This is a genomic window from Pseudomonas sp. Irchel 3F3 (assembly GCF_900187545.1).
Classification (GTDB): domain Bacteria; phylum Pseudomonadota; class Gammaproteobacteria; order Pseudomonadales; family Pseudomonadaceae; genus Aquipseudomonas; species Aquipseudomonas fortuita.
On the sequence record NZ_FYDS01000015.1, the window covers coordinates 1 to 22,138 of the forward strand.

A 22,138-nucleotide genomic window follows, 5' to 3' on the forward strand; every position below is an offset into this window, starting at 1 on the left:
ACCCGGACCAGCCGATGATCACCGGGCGCACCTACTGTGGCAATCAGCTGCCGCCGTATGACCTGCCCAAGCACAAGACGCGGATGACCATCAAGAGCCAGACCCATAAGGGCGATGGTTTTAACGAACTGCGTTTCGAGGATGAACTGGGCAAGGAGGAAGTGTTCATCCATGCCCAGCGAGACCAGAACAACATCGTCAAGCACGACGAAACCACGCGGGTGGGCAACGACCGCACGGAACGCGTGGAACGGGACGAGACAATCTCTATTGGGCAGGACCGTCGCGAAGAAGTAGCCCGTGACGAGTCCGTCGGCATTGGCCAGAACCGGGTACATGAAATCGCCAACGACGACAGCCTGAGCATTGGTCGCACCCACACGATCACCACAGGCAAGGATCGAATCGAACAGGTAGGCAACCACCGCCAGGACATCACCAAGGCCAACCACACGGTAGAAATCGGCGGCCATCTGGAACAGGTCGTGGCCGGTCACCACAACCTGAAAACGGGTGAAGCTATCCGGCACACCACCAAGGTCTATGACATTCAGGTCAGCGAAAGCCTGACGATCAGGAGCCCGGCGGGCCTGCTTCGAATCGATGGCGCCGGTATCACGCTGGACGGCCTTGCGCTGTCCTTCAAAGGGCCGGTCAACCAGCAAGCTACGGGTAGCAATCGCATCACTTCAACTTCTGGTGTACCTGAGCCCGGCGAACCTATTTGCCTCAGCTGCCTGCTGAAAGCGATCGCCGACGGCCACAACATGATTCGCATGGAAGGAGCAAGCTGATGCCCAGCCCATTTGTCAGAGCGATGGTCGAGGTGCTGCGAGTATCCGACCGTTACCGCCTGAGCGCGATCGTGGAAATGGCCAATCTGGCTCCCGAGGTGCAGGAAAGACTGACCGGGTACTACGCCGACCGCTGCTGGCCACTGCTGCAGCAAGCCCAGTTCACCAACCTGCGCACAGCAGGCCCCTGGTTGTTTGGTTCGCGCCCGGGCTCGGATGTCTCGGCCCAGTATGATTTTCAATGGCAACTCGAGCAGGGTGCAGCGGGCGCAGTATGCGGCTGGATAGTCAGCGCCCTACCCCCCGACCGGCTTGCGCGGCATTTAAGCCGCGCCAACATCGTCACGGGTGCTGACGGCCATTCGTACCTCCTGCGCTTTCACACCGCTGCAGCCTTGCAAGTGCTGGATACGCACCGTGAACTGCCCGGTATAAGCGAATGGCTGGCGCCCATCCACCACTGGTGGTCGCCCGTCGCGCACCCGAACAAGCGGGTGTGGCTGCAGATATCCGGTGGTGATCAGCCCCAATCCACGCACTTCCCGCCCATCACGCTGAACGAAGCGTGTTGGGCCGAATTGGCAGGTGACCCACTGAGCTATCAGCTTGCCGAGTTGCTCAAAGGCGAGCCGTCCTGCACTGCCCTGGCTGCCGCTTGCCACGGCACGCGGGTTGGCTTGATCCAGCACTACCTGGATCAGGCACGCGAGCAAGGCCTGGACCGTGAGGACGATCTGATCAGCTATGTGCTCATGTTGGCTCGCGGTGGGGAACAACTCAGTAACTCACCGGCCTGGCAGGAGGCGATTGCCGCCACCCGCGAGCAACAGACATCCCTGATGGACAATGTGCAGCGATGCCTGCGCACCAAGGACTGAGGCAAATAACCATGGACTCTCTGAGCGAAACCCTCGAGCTGTGCAGGCGTATCACCACCGGCTACCGCCCCGCCCTGCGCAACAGCCCGGTCGCCAACTGCACCCGCCGCTTCGAACTGTTACCCCTGCGCTACGCCGCCATCGGCGGCAACCCGGCACAACGTGCCCGCCTGCCGAAACTACCGGGCTATCTCAGCCCCTTTCAGGACGTCGGCGAGTTGACCCACTCCAGCTACGCCATCCGCCCCCTGCGCGAGGGCTTTCTCTACCTGCTGATCAAACGCCACAGCGCCCCTGCCTACGAGTGGCACAGCCAGTACCGCGTCGCGCCCAATGGCTCACTGCTGTACATCAGCGCCGACTCACCGTGGGCGCCCGCCCCCCTCACTGGCAATCTGGATGACATCATCCGCAGCTTCGGCTGGACCATCACCCTGTACGACCTCGACGACATCCAGGAGCTGCGCCCATTGTTCAGCCCCTCCCCGCTGACCCCGCGCATGCTCGACAATTACCGCCTGCTTGACGACGAATACCGCAGCAGCCTGCCTGCGATCGATATCGCCCGTTTCATCCAGCCCTCCGACGCCCCACCCCAGCCCCACGTGCTCAAGCATGACCAGCTGAATTGGGTGGCTGACTTCAAGGCACAGCACGATACAGACCTGCAGGCGCTGCTGGACCTGCAGCCGTTCAACAATGACCAGATCGTCTCGCCGCACGCCTCACGGCAAGCGCTGGCGCCGCTAATGAACCAGAGCAAACCCCGGGGCGCCGCCATCGTCATCGAAGACGCCCTCGGCATTACCCAGGAGCTCAACGCCTGGCGCAACGCCGCTGTCGAGGATGTGAAGACCAAGTGGCTGGAACGCACCGTGGAACCCGGCGTGGACAACGAGCGCAAGCTGCTGGTCGCGCAGTCGTTCCTGGAGATCGAAAAGCTCTACCCGCAGATGATGGCCGAGCAGATCGTCAAGCGCGAAGTCATGGCTGAAAACATACGCAACCAACCCTACGTGCACGCGGAGATCTACGCGTTTTCCGAACGGGCCAGGCAGCAGGCCGATGCCCATGATGAACGCATGAAGCCTCACCTGGCGCAGTTCGAGCGCGACGTCCGTGCCAAGGTCCAGGCCCGTCAGGAGGCTGGCGAGTTCAGCAAGAAGTTCGACCAGAAATACGGCCACCTGGTCGACCGTCAGGCCATGCACGATCAGCTCGAAGCCTTTGAGCAGGCCATGCAACAAGCCCAGCAAGCGGCAGAAGACCGCGCCAAGGACCATGCCCGCTGGGTAGTCAGCGAACGTTTGCTGCAAGCGCTGGACCGTTACGATAACGCCGACCTGATCAACGGCCTGGCCTTTGCCGAGCAGACCGGCCAGTGCGTGATCGGCATGGAGTTGAGTGAATGGGGCACCAAGGTGCTGGACCACTGGTGGCGCAGCGACGTGGCCGACCGGGGCAACCTGGCGATACGCGGCATCAGCTATAACCAGGACGACCTCCGAGAGGTGCTTGCGGCGCTGCTGGAAACAGCCAAGGCCGAACCACCCGCAGAATCCAACTTCACGCTGGCCGAAGGCCTTGCCAAACGCGCCCATGCCGCAGCGAATGCCTTTGCACGCATCAACACGCTGTATGAAGAACTGCAGAAGCGGAACAGCAGCGTCAGCATCGGCCTGTATGGATGGTACGTCGCGCTGGGGCGACAGGTACTGAGAACCGGGGCACCGAGCAGCCCAGACCGAGCGATGCACCATGGCCTGCGCCTGGCGTTGTTTGCTTCGGTACATGAAACGGCTGTCGAAATACGCGTGAGTGAAGCTGCACGAAGTGGGCAGCCAATCAATCCGCAACGCACCGGTGGCCAGATTGCACGGTACTTGGATCAAGCCTGGGCCGAAGGGCTAATGCAGGCTGATAACAAGCAAAGTGATTTCTATAAAGTTCGTGCTGCGGGCCTGATATGCCTCATCGAAGGCATGCTGATGGCCTTCAAAGCCCGCGAGCTGCCTGACAGTGATGCGCGGGTGAAGACCGAACTCTTGGCGGCCGCGATGACCACGGCTGCTGCGGGTTTTGAAATTGGGGCCAGCTATGTAGACCAAGTGGTCACCCGATACGGCGCTAACAGTGTGACTGGGAAAGGGGCGGCCGCAACATTGGGAAGGTTGAAGCTATGGGGGGCGGGATTGGCTGGTATCGGAGGTTCACTACTGGCGTGGTGGGATTTCACAGATTCGGTTGAGCACTTCAAAAGCAGCCAGAGTGGCGCTACCAAGCAGGCTCAAAAAAACTCTAGACTCTTGGCTGCTACGTATTTTGTAAGAGGAATGGCGACAATAACCCTTTCGCTAGCAGAGTTAGGAACAGCAGTCGCGATTGCAAAGCCTCTCTTCGAATACCTTTCTCATAATGCCAAAACCAAGCTGGCTAGGATGGTATCCACGTCCTTGAGAGAGCTTGCAAAAAAGCTCGGAACGCAAGCCGCTCGGCTATTACTTGCCCGCCTCATTCTTGGCGCTTTCTGGATCGGCCTGGTCCTGACAGTGATAATTTACATATTTGAAGACGACGCTTTGGAAAAGTGGTGCAAACGCAGCAGTTTCCGCCTTGCAAAGAACTTAAAACCGTTTGAAGAACAGGAAGAACTAAAGACCCTGCACACCGCATTCAGCGAGGTATTGTGATGTATCTGATCGAATGGGGTTTTTGGCAAATGGCTACTGAATCCGAAGCTGCGCGAAAAGCATATGAAGCAGAACTGACACCGAATGAGAAGCGTCAAGATTTGTATGAGGGCGAGCTGGATGAAGAAATGCACTTTCAGCCCGTTAGTGAAAACCCACGCGCAAGAGGCCCTGTATTCGCTTTTAACGACATCTTCTTAGACATTCGCTGTGGTGGCTCAGAAGAAAAGCGCGGCCTTATTACGCTCGCAACGCTCGGAGCCATCGCCCCGGCCGTTGCTGTGGGACTTTACATCACCACCGGGTTTATTTGGATGGACATCACAGACCCTGAGGGTCGCTCTGTAATCACTATTCTTACAACGCTTATAATGCTCTCAGTCACCTCGACCTTAGTGTATCTTTATTCAAAGTATGGAATTCACTTAACCCGACTAGAAATGCTGACTAGCCGTCACCTACTCATTCGCTTCAATCGAGCAACCCAACAAGTTCACCTACATCGACCGAAATACTGCGGCGGCATCGTCACTTTCCCCTGGAAAACAACCGGAAGCACAGCCATCGACCCAGAAGATGACTCACTCAGCTTGGGCATGCGACTAGGGCTAGTCTGGCACCCCAGCCGCACCGGCCTTCCCCACATGGAAATGGCCCTACTCGGCAAGCAAGGCCAAGGCGGCAGCGAACTGCGTGACGAGTGGGAATTCATCCGCCGCTACATGGAAGAAGGCCCACACGCCGTCCCCCGCCCCCGCCTGAGCACACAACTCCCCTCACCCATCCAGGCATTCAGCGCCCAGTTCGAGGGGCTCGGGCGTTTCTTCCGCAAAAGCAGCTGGTTGTTCAAAGTTATCCTGCTGTTCGTGTGGCCCGCTTTCGTCATCGTTGGCACCGGCCACTGGCTCAGCCTGCTGCTGTGCTGGCGACCGCGCTGGCCGAAAGTAATCCGCGAGGCCGGCTTGCCCGGCAAGCCCGTACCACCCGTGACCACCCTGAGCGACTACCCACCCGCAATCCAGGAGCGCCTGCTCGCCAATGCCTACCGCTGGCAGCTCAAACCCGGCAAACGGCCTGAGAAAAAGCCACGTAAACCACGCAAGTCCAAAGCGGGAGAGAAACCGGCCAACCCCACAGAGTGATTGCGTCAGAACTCGAACGTGTACCCCACAATCACCCGGTTCTCATCCGCTGCATCGGCAAAATTCGAGCGCATGCTCGCATTGCGCCAACGCAGCGACACATTCCGGAGCGCCCCCGATTGCACCACGTAGGTGACGTCCGTGGTCCGCTCCCACTCCCGCCCTTCTCCGTCGCCAGCCGCCAGCGCCCTGCCCTTGACGCTGGCAATGCGCTGCGGGTCGACCTGGTCGCCCTTCACATAACGCACGTTGAACGTGAGCCCAGGGATGCCCACTGCAGCAAAGTTGTAGTCATAGCGCAGCATCCACGCCCGTTCGTTGGCCAGGGCAAAGGTGCTGACCTGCTGTTCGCTGAACAGGTAAGTATCGGTGCCACCCACGTAGGCGTATGCCGTATCGCCACGCACTTTCTGATACCCCCCGCTGAATGTATGGCCCTGCACGCTGTACCCGAAGTTGGTACTGAGGGTCTGGTTGTCGACTTCGCCCAGCAACGCCCGGCCCTGCTCCTGTGCATTGAACCAGCGCCACTCGGTGAACACATCCCCCGACCCGAGACGGGTCTTGAACTTGAACCCGGCAAAATCCCGCCGGAACAGGTCTTCGAGCGCGCTGGTGTGAACGCTCAGGGTCAGGTTGTCCAGCGGCTGGTAATCGACACCGGCGTAGCGCAGACGATCACTGGTGACCGTCGACGAATAGGCCCCTTGCTGCGCCATGGCGGTCAGGTCCTCGTAGTCGGTGGAGTCACGCAGTTTGGTGGCATCCACCTGCAGCAAGGTGAGCGTAAACCGGTTCAAGTCCTTGCTCACCAGTTGCGCACCGTTGAACCACTGGGGGAACAAGCGGCTGTTGTTGGACGCCAGCAACGGCAGTTGTGGGCTCAGGCCACCCACTTTCAACTCACTCTGCGCCAGCCTTGCCTTGAAGGTAGCCACAGCCTTTGTGTAGTCGTCCGCGGCGCGTTTGTCGCTACCCCGCGGCAACAGGCCGGAACCACTACGGTCGGGGGTAGAGTCCAGCTTGAGGCCCAGCATGCCGGCTGCGTCCAGACCAAAGCCGACCTGGCCGTCGGTGTAGCCAGACTGCAAGCGCAGCATGAACCCCTGGGCCCATTCACCGCGTCGCGATTGCGCGGCGCTGTCACCGTGAAAGTCGCGGTCGAAATAAAAATTACGCAGTTCCAGGCTACCGCTGGCGCCATCGATGAAGCCGGCCTGCGCGTTTTGACAGGCGCAGCAAAGCGCCCCGAGCATCAGCGATACTCGCCGGGAAGTAATGATCATGGGTGTGCCTTGTTCTTGTTGTTGTTCGAAGACTCAGCGCCAATCAGGTTCGGGGGTTGCGCACGTAGCGCATTACCACCAGGCAGGCGATCAGGATCAGCGGGGCGATGGACAACATGCCCATGGAGTTGCTACCAGTGAGATCATTGATCTTGCCCACCATCACCGGTGCGACGATGCCGCTTAGCTGCCCGACCGAGTTGATTGCAGCAGTGCCGGTGGCAATTGCCAAGCCCGAGAAGGTCGATTGGGGGATGGTCCAGAAGATCGGGATGGCGATGAAGGTACCCGCGGTGGCCAGCACCAGCGCGGCCATCATCGCCAGCGACGAGTCGGCGTACAGGCACGCCAGCAAGTAACCGATAGCTGCCGCCAGCAGGCAGTACACCAGGTAGCGCTTGCGCTCGCCGGTACGGTCAGAGCGACGGGTCAGCAACACCATGCCCATGCAGGCCACCGCGTAAGGCAATGCCGACAGCACACCGACCCACAGCATGTCCTGCACACCTGACGACTTGATCAGGTGCGGCATCCAGAAGTTAAGGCCATAGGACGCAGTTTTGATCACGTAATAGATGAACGCCATGATCGCCACTTCGCGGGTCAGCAATACTCGCCAGATCGAGCCGAGGATGGGTTTTGCGGCGCGTTTGTCCTGGGCCAGGTTCTCCGCCAGCAGGTCCTTCTCCTCGCGGCTCAGCCATTTCGCTGCCTCGATGTCACGGTCCAGCTTCCACAGCACCAGCAGGCCCAGCAGCACACACGGCAGCCCGGACATCAGGAACAACCAGTGCCATCCCGCGAGCCCCAGCACGCCGTCCATGGTCCCCAGCAAAAAGCCCGCCGCCGGGCCGCCCACCGCACCGGCCAGCGGCACCGCCAAAAACCACAGGCCATTCATCTTCGCCAGGTGCTTGCGGGGGAACCAGCATGCCAGGTAGAACAGGATCGCCGGGCCGAAACCGGCCTCCATCACGCCGATCAGAAAGCGCAGGAAATACAAAGTGTACTGGGTATAGGCAAACACCAGCGCCGCCGTTGCCAGGCCCCACGACACCATGATCCGGCAGATCCACGCCGGTGCCCCGTAGCGCTTAAGGCCAAGACTGCTGGGCACTTCGAACAGCACATAGCCGACGAAGAACATGCTAGCGGCCAGGCCATAGGCGGCATCGCTGAGGCCCAGCTCTTGCTGCATCTGGGCCTTGGCGAAACTGATGTTGATGCGGTCGAAGTACGAGAACAGGAAGCAGATGATGGCCAGCGGCATGATGCGCCAGGCCACACGGCGGTACAGCAGCAGTTCATTGATGTGACTGTCGTTGCGCTCGCGCGCCAGTTCGCCGGTCATGGCAACCATGGTGGATCTCCATTCTTGTAATTATTGGAGAGCAGCGACGCATCGAGGGGCGCCGCCAGCAGGTGTTTCAGCGGATGCGGATCAGTTTCTCCTTGAAGCTCTGGCCTTTTTCGACGTACTCGGCGGCGTTGCGCTGCATGCTGGCGATGGCCTCGGCCGACAGCTCGCGCACCACCTTGGCAGGTGCACCCAGGATCAGCGAGTTATCGGGGAATACCTTGCCCTCGGTGACAATGGCACCGGCACCGACCAGGCAGTTGTTGCCGATGACCGCACCATTGAGCACCACCGCCTGGATGCCGATCAGGGCACCATCGCCAATGGTGCAGCCATGCAACATCGCCTGATGGCCGATGGTCACGCCCTGCCCCACCGTCAACGCAAAGCCGGGGTCGGCATGCAGCACCGCACCTTCCTGCACGTTGCTGCGCTGGCCGATACGGATCGGTTCGTTGTCGCCCCGCAGTACGGCCTGCGGCCATACGCTGACGCCTTGCTCGAGGGTTACGTCGCCGATCACGGTGGCGTCCTCGGCAACAAAAGTTTCCGGGTGCAGGTTGGGCGCCAGGGTGTCGTATTGGTAAATCGCCATCTCAAACCCTCCTCAAGCTGCGTCGTCGGTTTTTAGCACGCCGGCCGCGCACAGCTCGGCAATGTGCTCATCGCTGTAACCCAGTTCGCGCATCACCTGGCGGGTGTGCTCGCCAATCCGCGCTATCGCCCGGCGTGGCTGCAGGCGCTGGCCGTCCAGCGACAGCGGTAGCAACGGCATCGGTGTGTGGCTGCCGTCTTCAAGTTGCAGCTCTGCCATACCGCCGCTCTGTTGCAGGTGCGGGTCGTCGAATAATTCTTCCGGGCGGCGGATGGGCGCAAAGGGTATGCCGTTGGCCTCCAGTTGCAGGGCCAATTGCCCGGCGTCGAGTGACGCGAACACCTCGGCCAGGTGCGCCAGCAGCCGTGGCCGTTGCAACACACGGTCGTTGTTACTGGCCAGTGTCGGGTCATCAAGCAAGGTGGTCTGCCCCAGCATCTGGCACAGCGCGTGCCATTGCCCTTCACCGGTGGCGGCAACGAACATCTGCTCGCCACCGGCGAAGGTGAACACGTCATAGATGGCCCAGGCACTGATGCGATTGGGCATCGGCGCTGCTGCCTCGCCGGTGACCACGTACTGCTGCATGTGCTGGGCTGCCAGCAGCACGCAGTTCTCGTAGAGGGCACTTTGCACCTCTCGGCCGCTGCCGGTGGTGTGGCGCTCGTTGAGGGCCGCCAGCACGCCAATGGCGCCGAACATGCCGCCCATGATGTCGTTCACCGAGCTGCCCGCGCGCAATGGGCGGCCCACTGGCCCTGTCATGTAGGCCAGGCCGGCCATCATCTGCACCACCTCGTCCAGCGCCAGGCGGTTGTCATAGGGCCCGCTGAGAAAGCCTTTGTGCGAGGCGTAGATCAGCCGTGGGTTGCGCTGGCGCAGCGCGGGGTAGTCCAGGCCCAGCGTGTGCATGCGACCGGGTTTGAAGTTTTCGATGAACACGTCGGCCGTATCGATCAGTTGCAGGACGGCCTCGCGGCCCTCGGGGGTTTCGACATTCACGGCGATGCATTGCTTGTTGCGGTTGAAGGTGCGAAAGAAACCCGCCCCCGCGCCCAGCAGACGGCGCGTGCCGTCGCCGCGCACGGGTTCGATCTTGATCACTTCGGCGCCAAGGTCACCGAGGATCATGCCGCAGGTCGGGCCCATGACCATATGCGAAATTTCGACGACGCGGATGCCGTCCAAGGGAAGTCTGGACATCGTGGTATTCCTCGTTCAGGCGGGTCAGGCGGGGTCGGTGGCGTCAGCAAAGTTCAGCGGTAGCCCGGCGCGGGCGATGCAGCCGTAAAGGGGCTCGCCCGGCAGCGCCTCGCTCAGCACATGGCGCGACTCGATCAGTGCAGGCAAATTGATCCCGGTGTCGTAGCCCATGCTCTGCAGCATGAACACCAGGTCTTCGGTGACGGTATTGCCGGAAGCACCAGGGGCGAACGGGCAGCCCCCCAAACCTGCCAGGGAGGCGTCAAGCTCGCGGATGCCCTGCTGCACCGCGACGAGGCTGTTGGCCAGGGCCAGGCCACGGGTGTCATGAAAATGCGCGGCCTTGAGGCGCTCACCGGCAATCGCCCGCACGGCCTGAAGCACCACCGCCACCTGGCCCGGGTTGGCGTAGCCAGTGGTGTCACCCAGCGAGACAAGGTCGCAACCGGCTTCGATCACATGGTGAGTCAGTGCACACAGGTCGGCCAGCGGGACATCGCCCTGACGCGTGCAGCCAAAGGCAACCGACATGCCGGCAATGATCTGCACATCATGCAGGGCCATTTCAGTACGCAGCTGGCACATGCGCCCCAGTTCTTCGACCATTTGCATGGGCGTGCGGCGCACGTTGGCCAGGCTGTGCGCCATGCTGACCGATACCGGCGCGACGATGCGATGGGCGCCAGACTCAAGTGCGTCCCTGGCGCCGCGCAGGTTCGGGGCCAACACCGTCACCTGCAGGTCGGGGTATGTGAGGGCGTGGGCCACCACTTCGCGGGCATCGGCCATTTGCGGCAGCAAGCGTGCCGGTACGAAGGAAGCGACCTCCATGTGGCGCACGCCGGCGGCGTACGCGGCGTCGACCCAGCGGCGTTTGGCGGCCGTTGGCATGGTCGTCTGCAGGCTCTGCAGGCCATCGCGCAGGCCGACTTCGTTGATTGTTATTGTTGTCATCTCGGTCTCTCTGGCTGAAGCGTTGCGCCAGACTAAGAGCTGGATGACGAGCAGAAAAGACGTGTTTCACGGGCTGATCCATCGTCAGCCACGATGGATCAGCCCGCCACCTGCCAGGGCGGTGCCCGCAGCAGCAGGTGGTCAAGCAGGCGCCGTGCCGACAGCGAGAGCGTGTGACGGGCGCGCATGCAAATGACGAATTCGCCAAGCGCCCAGTCGTCAGTCAGCGGAATGACCCGCAGGTCGAACAACGCCGCATAGCGGGCCACGGCTTCTTGCGGGAACACCGCCAGGCCAAGGCCGAACTGCACCAGCCGGTAGGCCGCGTCGAACGACGATACATACGAACGAAAGCACAACTCTTTGCCCGCCTGTGCGGCGCTTTTACGCATGAAGGCGTTCAAGGTAGCGAAGGCCGAAAGACCCAGGTGGTCGTAACTCAGGGTTTCCTCGAAGGCAATCTGGCTGCGGCCGGCCAACGGGTGATCAGCAGCAACGATCACGGCCAGGTGATCCTGCCGGTACGGTACGAACTCCAGGTCACCCGCCGCCATGGATTTGCGGCAGATGCCGAGGTCTGCATTGCCCTCGGCCACGCCACGAACGACATCGGGGCTGAAGCGCTCTTCGATATCGGCCTGGATCAGTGGGTTTTGCAGCATGAACGCCGACAGTTCCTCGGGCAGAAAACCCATGATCGACGATACATTGGCCAGCACCCGCACATGGCCGCGCGCGCCGTCGGCGTACTCGCTCAGCTCGCTGTCCAGGCGCTCCATGGCGCGGGTCATTTCCCGCGCATGGCGCAGCAGCGCCAGCCCCGCCGGGGTAGGCTCAACGCCGCGCTTGCTGCGTTTGAGCAAGATAGTGCCAAAACGTACCTCGATGTCAGAAATACGTTTGCTGACGGCGGAGGGCGCCATGAATGCACGCTCGCCAGCGCGGGCGATGGTGCCTTCTTCGCAGACGACGATGAACAGGCTCAGGGAAAGGTGGTCGAGGGGTTGCATCGCTTGACTCGGCAGGGGAAAGGGACCGCCGGTGCAATGTAGCAAAAACCACATTTGCTGCGAAAACTGGGTTTGAATCACTTGCCCCAATCCCCAACCTTGGGGCAACGCAGCCCATTGCCAGCCGCCTCCAGAATACGTCACGAAAAGGCTCGCCCCCTTGCTCCACAAGGCCCGCACCGCAAAATTCAAGTATTGGCACAGCTCTTGCCGATCTCCTCCCAGACGCCCCAAGTCCATGGGCCCGTTTGCAGGAGGAATTGACTCATGCACCGACCGATACCCCACCCGCTGGCAGTGGCGATTTTCGCCGGCATGCTCCAGCTCCCGGCGCAGGCTGCCTTGAATGCTGTCGATCCAGGCGCATACGTTCCCGCCAACGGCGGCTTCCCCGCCTGGTACCAGGACAGCCACGGTCGTACCCTCGACCTGTGCCTGACCAAGGCGGTCAGCTCCAGGGTTGCCGGCGCGCCCGGCGCACCGTCGTACATGTGCACGCTGCTGCCCACACCCGGCGTGTTCGACGATACCCAACCCATCGCCTTCCCCACCAACTTCCCTGACGAAGCATTCTGGTTCACCGCCGACGCTGCCATCGTCGACGCCGCCCGTGGCATCGACCTCAGCTACGGCACGGCGATCGAAGCGGCATTTGCCGCCGAAGAACCGGTTGAGGGTGACCAGGTCAGCTTCGCCCGGGTGCGCATCCGGGTCGATGTACCCACCGCCGGCACCTACGTGGTCACCCACCCCTACGGCGTGGAAGTGTTCGATGTGCCTGCCGCCGGCCGCCGGGCGATCAACATGACCCGCGACATCGGCATCGCCGGCGCAGGCGACTTCACCGGCGCGCTGAAGGGCGACGTCGGGCCTTTCCTGCGCAGTGTCAACGGCCCCTACACCGAAGGAAATGAACGCTTCATCGGTGACCCGAACCTTAAGGAACGGGTAACCGGCAGCCCGTTCAACACCAACTTCGTGCGCATCGAAGGCCCTGGCGGCATCGACCTGCGCACTGAACTGTTCGCCATTTCGGGCAAGCTTTCAGAAGTGGCCCTGCCAACCCCACTGATGCCACAGCGCAGCACCTACTCCCGGCACACCGAAAACGGCGACTTGCGCGCCCAGCAAGACATCTTCGTGATGGCCCCGCCGCCGCCAGCCAGCGTCACCCTGACCAGCCAAACGCCCAACCTGAACCTCACCGAGGCCAACGGCACTGGCGCCTGGTACGCCCAGTCGGCCCTGAACCCGGCGGCCGGCACCCTCGTGACACTGACCGCCGACAACAGCGTGTCGATCCCCACCAGCAGCCTGACCACCACCAACATGCCGCTGACCGACCTGGTCACCATCACTCAGGCCCAGTACCGCCTGTCCACCGGCGAGCTGACCCTGGTGGCCAGCACCAGCGACGAAACCACCCCGCCCGTGCTCACCGCACAAACCGGCAACGGCACGTTGATCGGCAACCTGGGCGGCACCGGCGCCGTGAAGACGTTGAGCATGACCCTGTCGCCCATCCCACCGGCCAAGGTGCAAGTCACCAGTGCCAATGGGGGTAGCGACACCGAAGACGTGGTGCTGGTGCCATGAACAGACAAAGGCTCAGCCTTCAAGGAGGCCGCATGAACACTTGGTCGCGCCGTGCGCTGTTCGCCGCCGGTTTTTCCCTCACCGTTACCAGCGCCGCCTTTGCCGCGTTGTCTGATGTCGACCCGGGGCCCTACACCTTCGCCACTGGCGGCTACCCGATGTGGTACAAGGACAGCCTCAACCAGTCCCTGGAACTGTGCCAGTCACGCGCGACCAGTACCCGGGTGCCCGGCACACCGGCCGCACCGTCCTACATGTGCACCCTGCTACCAGAGCCCGGCATCTACGACGATGCATTGCCGCTGGTGTTCCCCGACAACTGGCCGCCAGAAATGTTCTGGTTCCTGGCCGAAGCCACCATCCCTGCCGTTGGTAACAGCGGCTACGAACTGGATGCCTACGTTGCCGGCCTGGAAGCAGCCTTTGCTGCCGAGAACCCGGTAGACGGCGACCAGCAGAGCTTCGCCCGTATCCGTATCCGTGTGTCTGTACCCCGTGCCGGTGTATACACCATCACACACCCCTACGGTGTCGAGACCGTGAACGTCACCACGCCCGGTCGTCGAGCGATCAACATCACCCGCGACATCGGCATCGGGGCACCGGGCAACTTCACAGGGGCGCTCAATGGCGCTCTCGGGCCATGGCTGCGCGGGGTGGGCGGGCCTTACACCGAAGTCAATCCGGACACCGGCGCCACCGAAACCTTCATCGGCGACCCTAACCGGCCGGAAGCCGTGGCCGGCAGCCCGTTCAACACCAACTTCATCCGCATCGACGGCCCGCCCGGTCGCATCGAGACCGCGCTGTTCACGGTCTCGGGCAAGGTGCTGGACCCACGCGCGCAAACCCCGGTCACCCTGGAGCGCGCCACCTACTCACGCAATGGCAGCGGTACCCGTGTGGAAGTGTTCGCCAAAGCGCCGAAAGAGGCCAGCCTGTGCATGCGCAATGGCCTGGCACTGGTCGGCACGCCGCCATCGCCCTGCCAGTTCACCCTGACGGCAGACAACAACGGCCTGTTCTTCCACCAACAGCTTGGCCAGACTGCACCGCCTGCGGTGGTAGTGGTCACGGCCAGCAACAGTGCCGGCGGCACCCAGCCGACCGCGTTGTCGAGCAAGCTGACCGACGTGGTCAAGGTCAGTACCGCGCGATATGACTGGGCCAACAAGCGCCTGCTGATCGAGGCCAGGTCCAGTGATGAGGTAGCGATCCCCGACATGCTCGCCCAGGGTTACGGCCGCCTGTCGAAATCGGGCACGCTGCAAAGCATCACGATCAACGACGTGGCGCAACCGCCAGCCACCGTGACAGTCAAATCTGCCCATGGTGGTGCTGACGTAGAACCGGTGCTCGTGGTCGGCAACGCCCCCGTCGAGGCGGCCAACCAGCCACCGCTGGCCCAGGCTGACATCGGAAGCACCAGTGTCGGTATCCCGCTTACCCTCAACCTGCTGCTGAACGACAGCGATCCGGACGGCAACGTGCCACTGACCATCAGTGACCTCACCCAACCCGGTACCGGCCTTGGCGGCGTCGTGCTCAACGGTACCACCTCGGTTACCTACACCCCGCCAGCCGGGGCTACGCAACCGCTGGTGGCCACCTTCAGCTACCGGGCGGTGGATTCCAAAGGCCTGAAGTCGGAACCGGCCACGGTCACGATCAACGTTGCGCCTAACCGGGCACCGACCGCCAACCCGGAAACCGTCGCCACCCTGGGCGTGCCATTGACCATCAACGTGCTGGCCAACGACACCGATCCAGAGGGCAACGTGCCGCTGGCCGTTGCTGCCGTCACCCAACCGGCCGCCGGCCGGGGCACGGTCAGCACCGACGGCACCACCGTCACCTACACCCCACCGGCCACGGTCACTGCAGCCTTCACCGCCACCTTCACCTACCAGGCACGTGACTCGCTGGGGGCGCTATCCACCCCGGGTACGGTCACCGTCAACGTGTCGCCACGGCCTGCCGCCGAAACCTTCGCAGTCACGGCAGCCACCGTCACGGCGCGCTCCAACAACCGGTACAACTGGGACATCAGCGGTACCTCATCGGTAACCACGGGCAACGTTGTCACCGTCCGGGTCACCACTACCACCGGCGTGCAAACGCTGGGTACCACCACGGTACCCGTGACCGGCCGCTGGCGACTGGCAGTGAGCAACAGCACCACGATCATCCCGACCGCCGCGCCGACGGCAACCATCACCACCAGCCCGGGTACCACCCGCACCGTCAACGTGGTTGTGCAGTAAAGGCGGGGAAACGCCATGAAGCGCCTGTATCCACTGCTGTTCAGCCTGGCCCTGGCGGGCCAGGCCAGCTGGGCCGATGACCTGATGGACAACGCCGACCTTGCACCCGGCAATGACCTCGGTGAACCGGTGATCATCCGCCTGCTACCGGTCGGCGCCGGTCAGGCTGCAGTGATCGAGCAGCAAGGGTCAGGCAACCGCGCCGCCCTCGACCAGAACGGTCAGGCCCTGCTGGGCCGCATCGTCCAGGCCGGCGGTGCGCAGGAAGCGTACATCTTGCAGGAAGGCAGTGACCTGATGGCAACCATCAGCCAACAGGGAAAGGGCAACAGTGCGTCGATCCGACAGAGCGGCAGCAGCAACAGCGCAGCCATCGAGCAGATCGGCAACGACAACAGCGCCAGCATCGTGCAGTCCGGTTCGGGCCTCAGCAGCTCCGTGAGCCAGACCGGCAATGGCCAACATGTGCAGATCACACAATACCGATAGACCTGGAGGCACCACCATGTACAAGCTCGCCCCTTTAAGTGCCGCTATCGTCCTGGCCCTCGCAGGTCAGGCCATGGCTGCTGACAGCACCTCATCGCAGACTCAGGACGGCAAGGACAACATCGCCGAGGTCAGCCAGACCCAGGCATCCTTCGCTTCGGCCACGCAGAACCAGACCGGTAAAGGTCACAACCACCTGGCGGTGCAAACCGAGAGCACCAGCGATATCCAGCAGAGCGCCACCGGCCAGTACAACGCCGGCTACGCCGAGCAACTGTTCGAGAACGGCAGCCAGATTACCCAAACTGCCGGGGGCAGCTACAACGATGCCTTCGCTAGCCAGTCGGTAGGGATGAACAACGAATCGCTGCAAACCCAGCAAGGCGTCGGTAACAAATCCACCGTGTGGCAGGACACCCAGGAAGGCAGCAAAGCCGCCAGCTGGCAATCCGGCCAGCGCAACGAGGCCTTCCTTGAGCAGACCTTCGGTGGCAGCAACAACCGCAGTACCGTCAACCAGACCGGCCAGGACAACTATGCAGCCGCCGAGCACCTGAACCATGTCGATGGCGACATCCAGGTCTACCAGGATGGCCACGACAACTGGGCCTACGGCGACCAGCGTGAGGGCACCGGTGGCACCATTGGCATTGGCCAGTACGGTGGCGGCAACTCGGTGGAAGTGTGGCAGGACACCCAGGTCGGTAGCCAGGCTTCCGTGGTCCAGACCGGGCAGACGAACGAGGGCTATATCGACCAGAGCTTCGGCACCGGCAACAAGGTCAGCCTGACGCAGCAAGGCAATGCCAACGCCAGTTGGTCGGACCAGTTCGAAACCAATAACGCGACCGCCACCATCACCCAGACCGGCAACAACAACCTGCATTTCACCTACCAGAATGGTGAAAACCTCAACCTGACCATCAACACCAAAGGCAATGGCAACAGCATCACCGCCAGCAACTGGAAAGGCGCCAAGATGGGTGGCCAGTTCGGCACCAACCAAAGTGCCACCATCAACCAGACCGGCAACGGCAACGGCGTCAACCTGACCCAAAAAGGCGCTGACCAGGTGGCCACGCTGACCCAGACGGGCAAAGGCAACCAGATGCAGACCAAGCAGGACGACGTCAACAATGAGCTGTATTTCGAGCAGAACGGCACCGACAACATCCTGATCGCCGACCAGCGCGGTACCGACAACTATGCCTACGGCAACAGCCAGGGCACCGGCAACACCATTACCCTGGACCAATCCGGCTACAGCAACCAGAGCTACACCAACCAGCTGTACGGCAGCGGCAACGAAGCCACCATCAAACAGACTGACAGCATCAACGTCGCCTACGTGACCCAGGGAGGCCAGGGCAACAAGGCGTTCGTCGACCAGAGTGGTATCGCCCAAACCGCCACCATCACTCAGCTGGGCAGTGCAAACCTGGCCACCGTGACCCAAAAGTAACCCGCTCCCCCTTGAACCGCGGTGCTCCTCTCCCTGGTGCCGCGGTTCCTTTTTCGCTCACACCCTCTGCCCGGTATATGCATTCCCTGCAGGATCAGCCTTGTGCTGCGAAAGGGCCTGCAGGACTGGCACATCGTTGGGAGGCATACCGGCCTCTTCGCCGCACAAGGATGCTCCTGCGGGGATTGCAATTGCAGGGATACAATATCCACCCCCTCGAACCTGTGCGGTGCCATGATCCAGTCCGACCTAGACCTGTTCGGCCCCCAGCCACAACGCCTGGCCAGCCATACCGTGCTTTTGCCCGGCTTTGCCCTGGCCGAAACCGAGCCGCTGCTCGATGCGCTGCGCCCGGTGCTGCGTGCAGCGCCCTTCCGGCACATGCACACGCCCGGTGGCCTACGCATGGCTGTAGGCCTGACCAACTGCGGCACGCTGGGTTGGGTGAGTGACGAACAGGGTTACCGCTATAGCCCCAACGATCCGCTCAGTGGCAAGCCGTGGCCTGCACTGCCCCCGGTTCTGCTCGCGCTCGCCGCCCGCGCTGCGGCGCTGGCCGGCTTCGAGGGCTTCGTGCCGGATGCCTGCCTGGTCAACCATTACCTGCCAGGCACACGCTTGAGCCTGCACCAGGACCGCGACGAACGGGACTTCGGGCAGCCGATCGTGTCTGTGTCGCTGGGCCTACCGGCAGTGTTCCTGTTCGGCGGCCTGCAGCGCGCCGACAAGCCCCGTCGCATCCCCCTGAGCCACGGCGATGTGTTGGTCTGGGGCGGCGAGGACCGCTTGCGCTTTCACGGCGTGCTGCCCATCAAACCCGGCGTGCATCCGCGCATGGGCGAGCGGCGGATCAACCTGACATTGCGCAAGGCGGGGCCCTGAACAGGCCCCGCTTCTACCACCCGGCGCAAAACAAGATGAATTCACATGAAACATGTTGAACATCCAGGCCAGGCAAGCTTCAAATATCAAGCCGCCTTCCTTGCCTGGAGCCTGCCATGTCGAACCCACTTAGCCCCTCAAACCGTTGCCACGGAGCCACTTACCGATGAAGATGCCTGGCCGTGCCCCCAACGCCTCGCTGCAGCTCGATTACGTACGCGACACCCTTTTCGGCCCAGTGGCGCAGAGCGTGGAATGCCAGTGCCAGCTGGCCGATCTCAACCTTCAAGGTCGAGCGGGGCTGCGTCTGCATATCTGCCCGCCGCTGCCTGACAAGGTCGACCGTGCCCACAGTGTGGCCTTCGTCTGGGATGGGCGCAGTTATCATGGGGTGGTTCGCGACAAAGGCAAGTGCGGCGATGGCGGCCTCAACCTGCTGCTCGAGCTACAGTAAGCCGATCAACGGCAGCTAAACCAGCTGAACCGGCCGACCGCGGCGTCTCTCCATAGCAAAAGGGCCTCTGCCCGCCGGAGAATGCCATGAACAGTCCATTGCTCAAGCTCTTCACCCACCCCGCCGACGCCTGGCTGGATATTCGTCGGGCCGAAGAAGACCACCCACAGCAATACCTGCCGCGGCTGCTGGCCTTGGCACTGATACCCGCCGTGTGCCTGTTCATTGGCACGACCACCTTCGGCTGGAGCCTGGCGGCCGAGGAGCGGGTACGCCTTGGCATGGGTAGCGCCGCGCAACTGGCGGGGCTGCTGTATGCCACCACCGTTGTGGGCGTGATGCTGATGGGGGTGATGATCCGCTGGATGTCACGAGGGTTCGACGCACATCCAAGCCTGAGCCAGTGCATCGGTTTTGCCGCCTACTGCGCCACGCCGTGGTTCTTCGCCGGGGTAGTCGGGCTGCTGCCGATTCGCTGGTTGGCCTTCGTCGCGCTAATGGCCGCTTCGGCCTATGCAAGCGTCTTGCTGTATGGCGGTTTGCAGACATTCCTGCGGCTTAAAAAGGAACAGGCAATGCTGTTCGCGACATGCGTGTGGGGCGTGGGGCTTCTGGTTTTGGTAACCCTGCTCGTGGCGATGGTTCTGTTCTGGTTCAACGGCCTGATGCCAGAATACGTGCGCCCGGCCAACCTGGGCTGACCGGGGCAAACCAGGTGCACTCAAGCATGCGACCTGAGTGGCGCCGGGTGGCTGTTGCGCAGCGCATGCAACTGCCCCACGAGGTGGACCAGGTCACGGCAACTGTTAAGGTTGTGCAACGGAACCCCACTGAGGGTCACGCTCTTTTCGAGACTCTGGCCCTGACCCAGGCGGATGGTCAGGTTGGCGCCGTCCGGGCAGCTGACTTCACAGCGGTCGGGCAGGCATGCCTGCTCGATCATCTGCCGCATCTCCAGCATCGAAACTCCAATCAACGACATGGTACGACCCTCTCTGTGCGATGGCCTGTTGTGAGTGAGTACGCCTTTATCGGGCGGGGCGCCAATTGATATTGCCCATGCCCTGGCAGGCGTCCATGCGCCGGGGCAATGATGATGCGGGGAATCCCTTAGCACCTTAGTGGAAGATTGCGCTCGCGGGCCGAGGGTTCGAATGCAAAGCCTGACTTAACGACGAGCGGTGCCGGTATCACCAGCCACGGTTCAATGGCCGGCCCCTTCCCGTTCATCCTGCATCTGCCCAAACCGCCCGGCATGGAAATCGTCGAACGACTCGGCAATCTCCGCCTGGCTGTTCATCACGAATGGACCGTAACCGACGATCGGCTCGTCAATCGGCTCGCCGCTGAGCACCAGCACACTGGTGCCCTCCAGAGCCTGCACGGTGACATCCTCCCCGTCCCGGTCCAGCAGTACCAGGCTGGACGGGCCAGCGTCGCGCTCGCCATTGATGCGCACGTTACCGCGTAACACCACCAGCGCCGCGTTGCGACCGACAGCAACCGGCAGCTGCAAGGCCGTGCCGGCATTGAGCCGCAGGTCCCACACATCCATCGCGGTAAAGGTCCGCGCCGGCCCTGGGTGCCCCTTGTAGTCGCCGGCAATCACCCGCAAGCTACCGGCGTCGCCCTCCAGCGCTACCACCGGGATGTCGCTGGCCAGCAGCGTCTGGTAGCCGGCCGCTGCACGTTTGTCACGCGCGGGCAGGTTGACCCACAACTGGACCATTTCCAGGGTACCGCCACTGCGGGCAAAGCCCGGGGAATGGAACTCCTCATGGATGATGCCATTGGCGGCGGTCATCCACTGCACATCACCTGGCCCGATCAGGCCGCCAGCACCCGTGGAGTCACGGTGTTCCAGCTCGCCCTGATAGACGATGGTCACGGTCTCGAAGCCGCGGTGCGGGTGCTGGCCAACGCCGCGCCGCGCCGTGGTCGGGGTGAAGTCATGGGGGCCAGCGTAGTCCAGCAGCAGGAACGGGCTGATCCGGCTGGCCAGGTTTTCGTAAGTGAACAGGCTGCGCACGGGAAAACCATCACCTACCCAATGGGCGTGTGGGCTGCGGTGGATACCCAGAATGTTTTTCATGAGAAGGCTCCTCTCTTGGCTGGGATAACCTTATCAATGATACGAATCAGGCGGTAGACGGGTTATTCGGCATACATCGTTCTACCTATGGAACAGTCAGCCCGGCAAGAAAGCGAGTACCTGCTCGGCCGCCATGGCCGGGTCTTCCTGCATGAAACAGTGCCCACCGGCAACTTGCCGGGCGGTTACATGCCGGTTGAGCGTGGCCAGGCGGTTCACCGAATGTGGCACGAAGGGATACGTCTGTTCGCCATACAGAATCCGTGTCGGCGCGCTGATCGCTGCAAGGCGCGCCCACATGCGTTTGGGGAATGAACTGAAGATTTCCACTTCCCGGCTGGGCCGGCACTTGAGCACCACTGCATCGCCACAATCGCCGATGGCGTGTTCGACATAAGCCTGCAGCGCTGCATGGGTCCAGCCCTTGAAGATGCCCCGCCCTTGCAGCAAGGCTAGCGCTGCCTCGCGATCAGGCCAGTGGCTGCGGCGGCTGGCGGCCTTGCGTGCCAATGCATGACGCTGGTGCAGGCCAACCAGTGCTGCTGCGCCCATCACACCCAGCATGCGACGACTGAACAACACGGGGTCTAGCAACACCGCACGCTCGAACAGCTCAGGTTCAGCGGCCAGGATCAGGCCCGTAAGCACGCCGCCAAAGCTGTGCCCCACGGCAAACCGCGGCACATCGCCGTACTCGCCACGCCCGGCCTGAAAGGCTTCCACTGCCAGCTCGGCAGTACGGTTCCACCCCCGAAACACCCCACCATGGTCACTGTCGCCATGCCCCTGAACGTCGCAAAGCCACAGGTCGAAATGTTCGCCCAGACGCATCAGCAACGGTTGGTAGGCCAGGCAACAGAAGCCATTGCCGTGCAAAAAATGCAGCAACGGCTTGCCACTGACAGGTGTTCGCCAGCCACGCAGGGTGAAACCTTCGGCGCATTCGTGGGACCAGGGTATCAACTGCATCGGCTTGCTTCACTCGCGGGG

The 22,138-nt window shown here is 62.3% G+C and carries 19 protein-coding genes and 1 pseudogene; 11 read left to right on the forward strand and 9 right to left on the reverse strand.

What is annotated here, in order from left to right:
- The 4 genes and pseudogenes from CKW35_RS25070 to CKW35_RS25085 form a co-directional block, all read left to right on the forward strand.
- Window positions 1–794 (forward strand): annotated as a pseudogene (locus CKW35_RS25070) (type VI secretion system tip protein VgrG); the annotation flags it as partial.
- Window positions 794–1,672, forward strand: coding sequence for a DUF4123 domain-containing protein (locus tag CKW35_RS25075; protein WP_095117103.1), 879 nt, complete (start codon window positions 794–796; stop codon window positions 1,670–1,672). The pseudogene CKW35_RS25070 and the gene CKW35_RS25075, both read left to right, overlap by 1 nt.
- Window positions 1,673–1,683: 11 nt before the next feature.
- Window positions 1,684–4,362 carry a T6SS effector BTH_I2691 family protein gene (locus CKW35_RS25080; RefSeq protein ID WP_095117105.1) on the forward strand — a complete coding sequence of 893 codons (2,679 nt, stop codon included), beginning with the start codon at window positions 1,684–1,686 and terminating at the stop codon, window positions 4,360–4,362.
- Entirely contained in the window at window positions 4,362–5,504 is a 1,143-nt protein-coding gene (locus CKW35_RS25085; protein ID WP_031311976.1) for a DUF6708 domain-containing protein, read from the forward strand. The genes CKW35_RS25080 and CKW35_RS25085 overlap by 1 nt, the downstream gene beginning before the upstream one ends.
- A 5-nt stretch (window positions 5,505–5,509) precedes the next feature.
- Here the strand turns inward: CKW35_RS25085 and CKW35_RS25090 are convergent, their stop codons facing one another.
- The 6 genes from CKW35_RS25090 to CKW35_RS25115 all read right to left on the reverse strand — a co-directional run bounded on the left by CKW35_RS25090 (window position 5,510) and on the right by CKW35_RS25115 (window position 11,909).
- On the reverse strand, window positions 5,510–6,790 hold the full coding sequence (locus CKW35_RS25090) for an OprD family porin (protein ID WP_095117106.1): 1,281 nt from the start codon (window positions 6,788–6,790) through the stop codon (window positions 5,510–5,512).
- 43 nt (window positions 6,791–6,833) lie between these two features.
- Entirely contained in the window at window positions 6,834–8,150 is a 1,317-nt protein-coding gene (locus CKW35_RS25095) for an MFS transporter (RefSeq protein WP_016486761.1), read from the reverse strand.
- A gap of 67 nt (window positions 8,151–8,217) precedes the next feature.
- Window positions 8,218–8,742 carry a gamma carbonic anhydrase family protein gene (locus CKW35_RS25100; RefSeq protein ID WP_016486760.1) on the reverse strand — a complete coding sequence of 175 codons (525 nt, stop codon included), beginning with the start codon at window positions 8,740–8,742 and terminating at the stop codon, window positions 8,218–8,220.
- A gap of 12 nt (window positions 8,743–8,754) precedes the next feature.
- A complete protein-coding gene (locus CKW35_RS25105; RefSeq protein WP_031311977.1) occupies window positions 8,755–9,945 on the reverse strand; it encodes a CaiB/BaiF CoA-transferase family protein in 1,191 nt (396 codons plus the stop codon).
- Window positions 9,946–9,969: 24 nt separating this feature from the next.
- Complete coding sequence (locus CKW35_RS25110; RefSeq protein ID WP_016486758.1) at window positions 9,970–10,899, reverse strand: hydroxymethylglutaryl-CoA lyase; 930 nt, start codon at window positions 10,897–10,899, stop codon at window positions 9,970–9,972.
- A 98-nt stretch (window positions 10,900–10,997) separates the two neighbouring features.
- Window positions 10,998–11,909, reverse strand: coding sequence for a LysR family transcriptional regulator (locus tag CKW35_RS25115; protein ID WP_023047902.1), 912 nt, complete (start codon window positions 11,907–11,909; stop codon window positions 10,998–11,000).
- A gap of 267 nt (window positions 11,910–12,176) precedes the next feature.
- Between CKW35_RS25115 and CKW35_RS25120 the strand changes: the two genes are divergently transcribed.
- The 7 genes from CKW35_RS25120 to CKW35_RS25150 all read left to right on the forward strand — a co-directional run bounded on the left by CKW35_RS25120 (window position 12,177) and on the right by CKW35_RS25150 (window position 19,757).
- Window positions 12,177–13,505 (forward strand): hypothetical protein, encoded by a 1,329-nt coding sequence (locus CKW35_RS25120; RefSeq protein WP_095117108.1) that lies wholly within the window; start codon window positions 12,177–12,179, stop codon window positions 13,503–13,505.
- Between the two features lie 32 nt (window positions 13,506–13,537).
- Window positions 13,538–15,769: an Ig-like domain-containing protein gene (locus CKW35_RS25125; RefSeq protein ID WP_023047903.1), complete on the forward strand. Its 2,232-nt coding sequence runs from the start codon at window positions 13,538–13,540 to the stop codon at window positions 15,767–15,769.
- Between the two features lie 15 nt (window positions 15,770–15,784).
- Window positions 15,785–16,258, forward strand: a complete 474-nt coding sequence (locus CKW35_RS25130) for a curlin (RefSeq protein WP_016486754.1) — start codon at window positions 15,785–15,787, stop codon at window positions 16,256–16,258.
- Between the two features lie 16 nt (window positions 16,259–16,274).
- Window positions 16,275–17,720, forward strand: a complete 1,446-nt coding sequence (locus tag CKW35_RS25135) for a curlin (protein WP_023047904.1) — start codon at window positions 16,275–16,277, stop codon at window positions 17,718–17,720.
- 234 nt (window positions 17,721–17,954) lie between these two features.
- Entirely contained in the window at window positions 17,955–18,602 is a 648-nt protein-coding gene (alkB, locus tag CKW35_RS25140) for a DNA oxidative demethylase AlkB (protein WP_016486752.1), read from the forward strand.
- Between the two features lie 166 nt (window positions 18,603–18,768).
- Window positions 18,769–19,056 carry a hypothetical protein gene (locus CKW35_RS25145; protein ID WP_016486751.1) on the forward strand — a complete coding sequence of 96 codons (288 nt, stop codon included), beginning with the start codon at window positions 18,769–18,771 and terminating at the stop codon, window positions 19,054–19,056.
- Between the two features lie 86 nt (window positions 19,057–19,142).
- A complete protein-coding gene (locus CKW35_RS25150) occupies window positions 19,143–19,757 on the forward strand; it encodes a Yip1 family protein (protein ID WP_016486750.1) in 615 nt (204 codons plus the stop codon).
- Between the two features lie 20 nt (window positions 19,758–19,777).
- Here CKW35_RS25150 and CKW35_RS25155 read toward each other — a convergent pair whose 3' ends face one another.
- From CKW35_RS25155 to CKW35_RS25165, 3 genes are all read right to left on the reverse strand, one after another.
- Window positions 19,778–20,038: a DUF1652 domain-containing protein gene (locus CKW35_RS25155; protein ID WP_023047905.1), complete on the reverse strand. Its 261-nt coding sequence runs from the start codon at window positions 20,036–20,038 to the stop codon at window positions 19,778–19,780.
- Window positions 20,039–20,260: 222 nt separating this feature from the next.
- On the reverse strand, window positions 20,261–21,148 hold the full coding sequence (locus tag CKW35_RS25160) for a pirin family protein (RefSeq protein WP_023047906.1): 888 nt from the start codon (window positions 21,146–21,148) through the stop codon (window positions 20,261–20,263).
- A gap of 96 nt (window positions 21,149–21,244) precedes the next feature.
- On the reverse strand, window positions 21,245–22,117 hold the full coding sequence (locus tag CKW35_RS25165; protein ID WP_095117110.1) for an alpha/beta fold hydrolase: 873 nt from the start codon (window positions 22,115–22,117) through the stop codon (window positions 21,245–21,247).
- Window positions 22,118–22,138 lie beyond the last annotated feature (21 nt).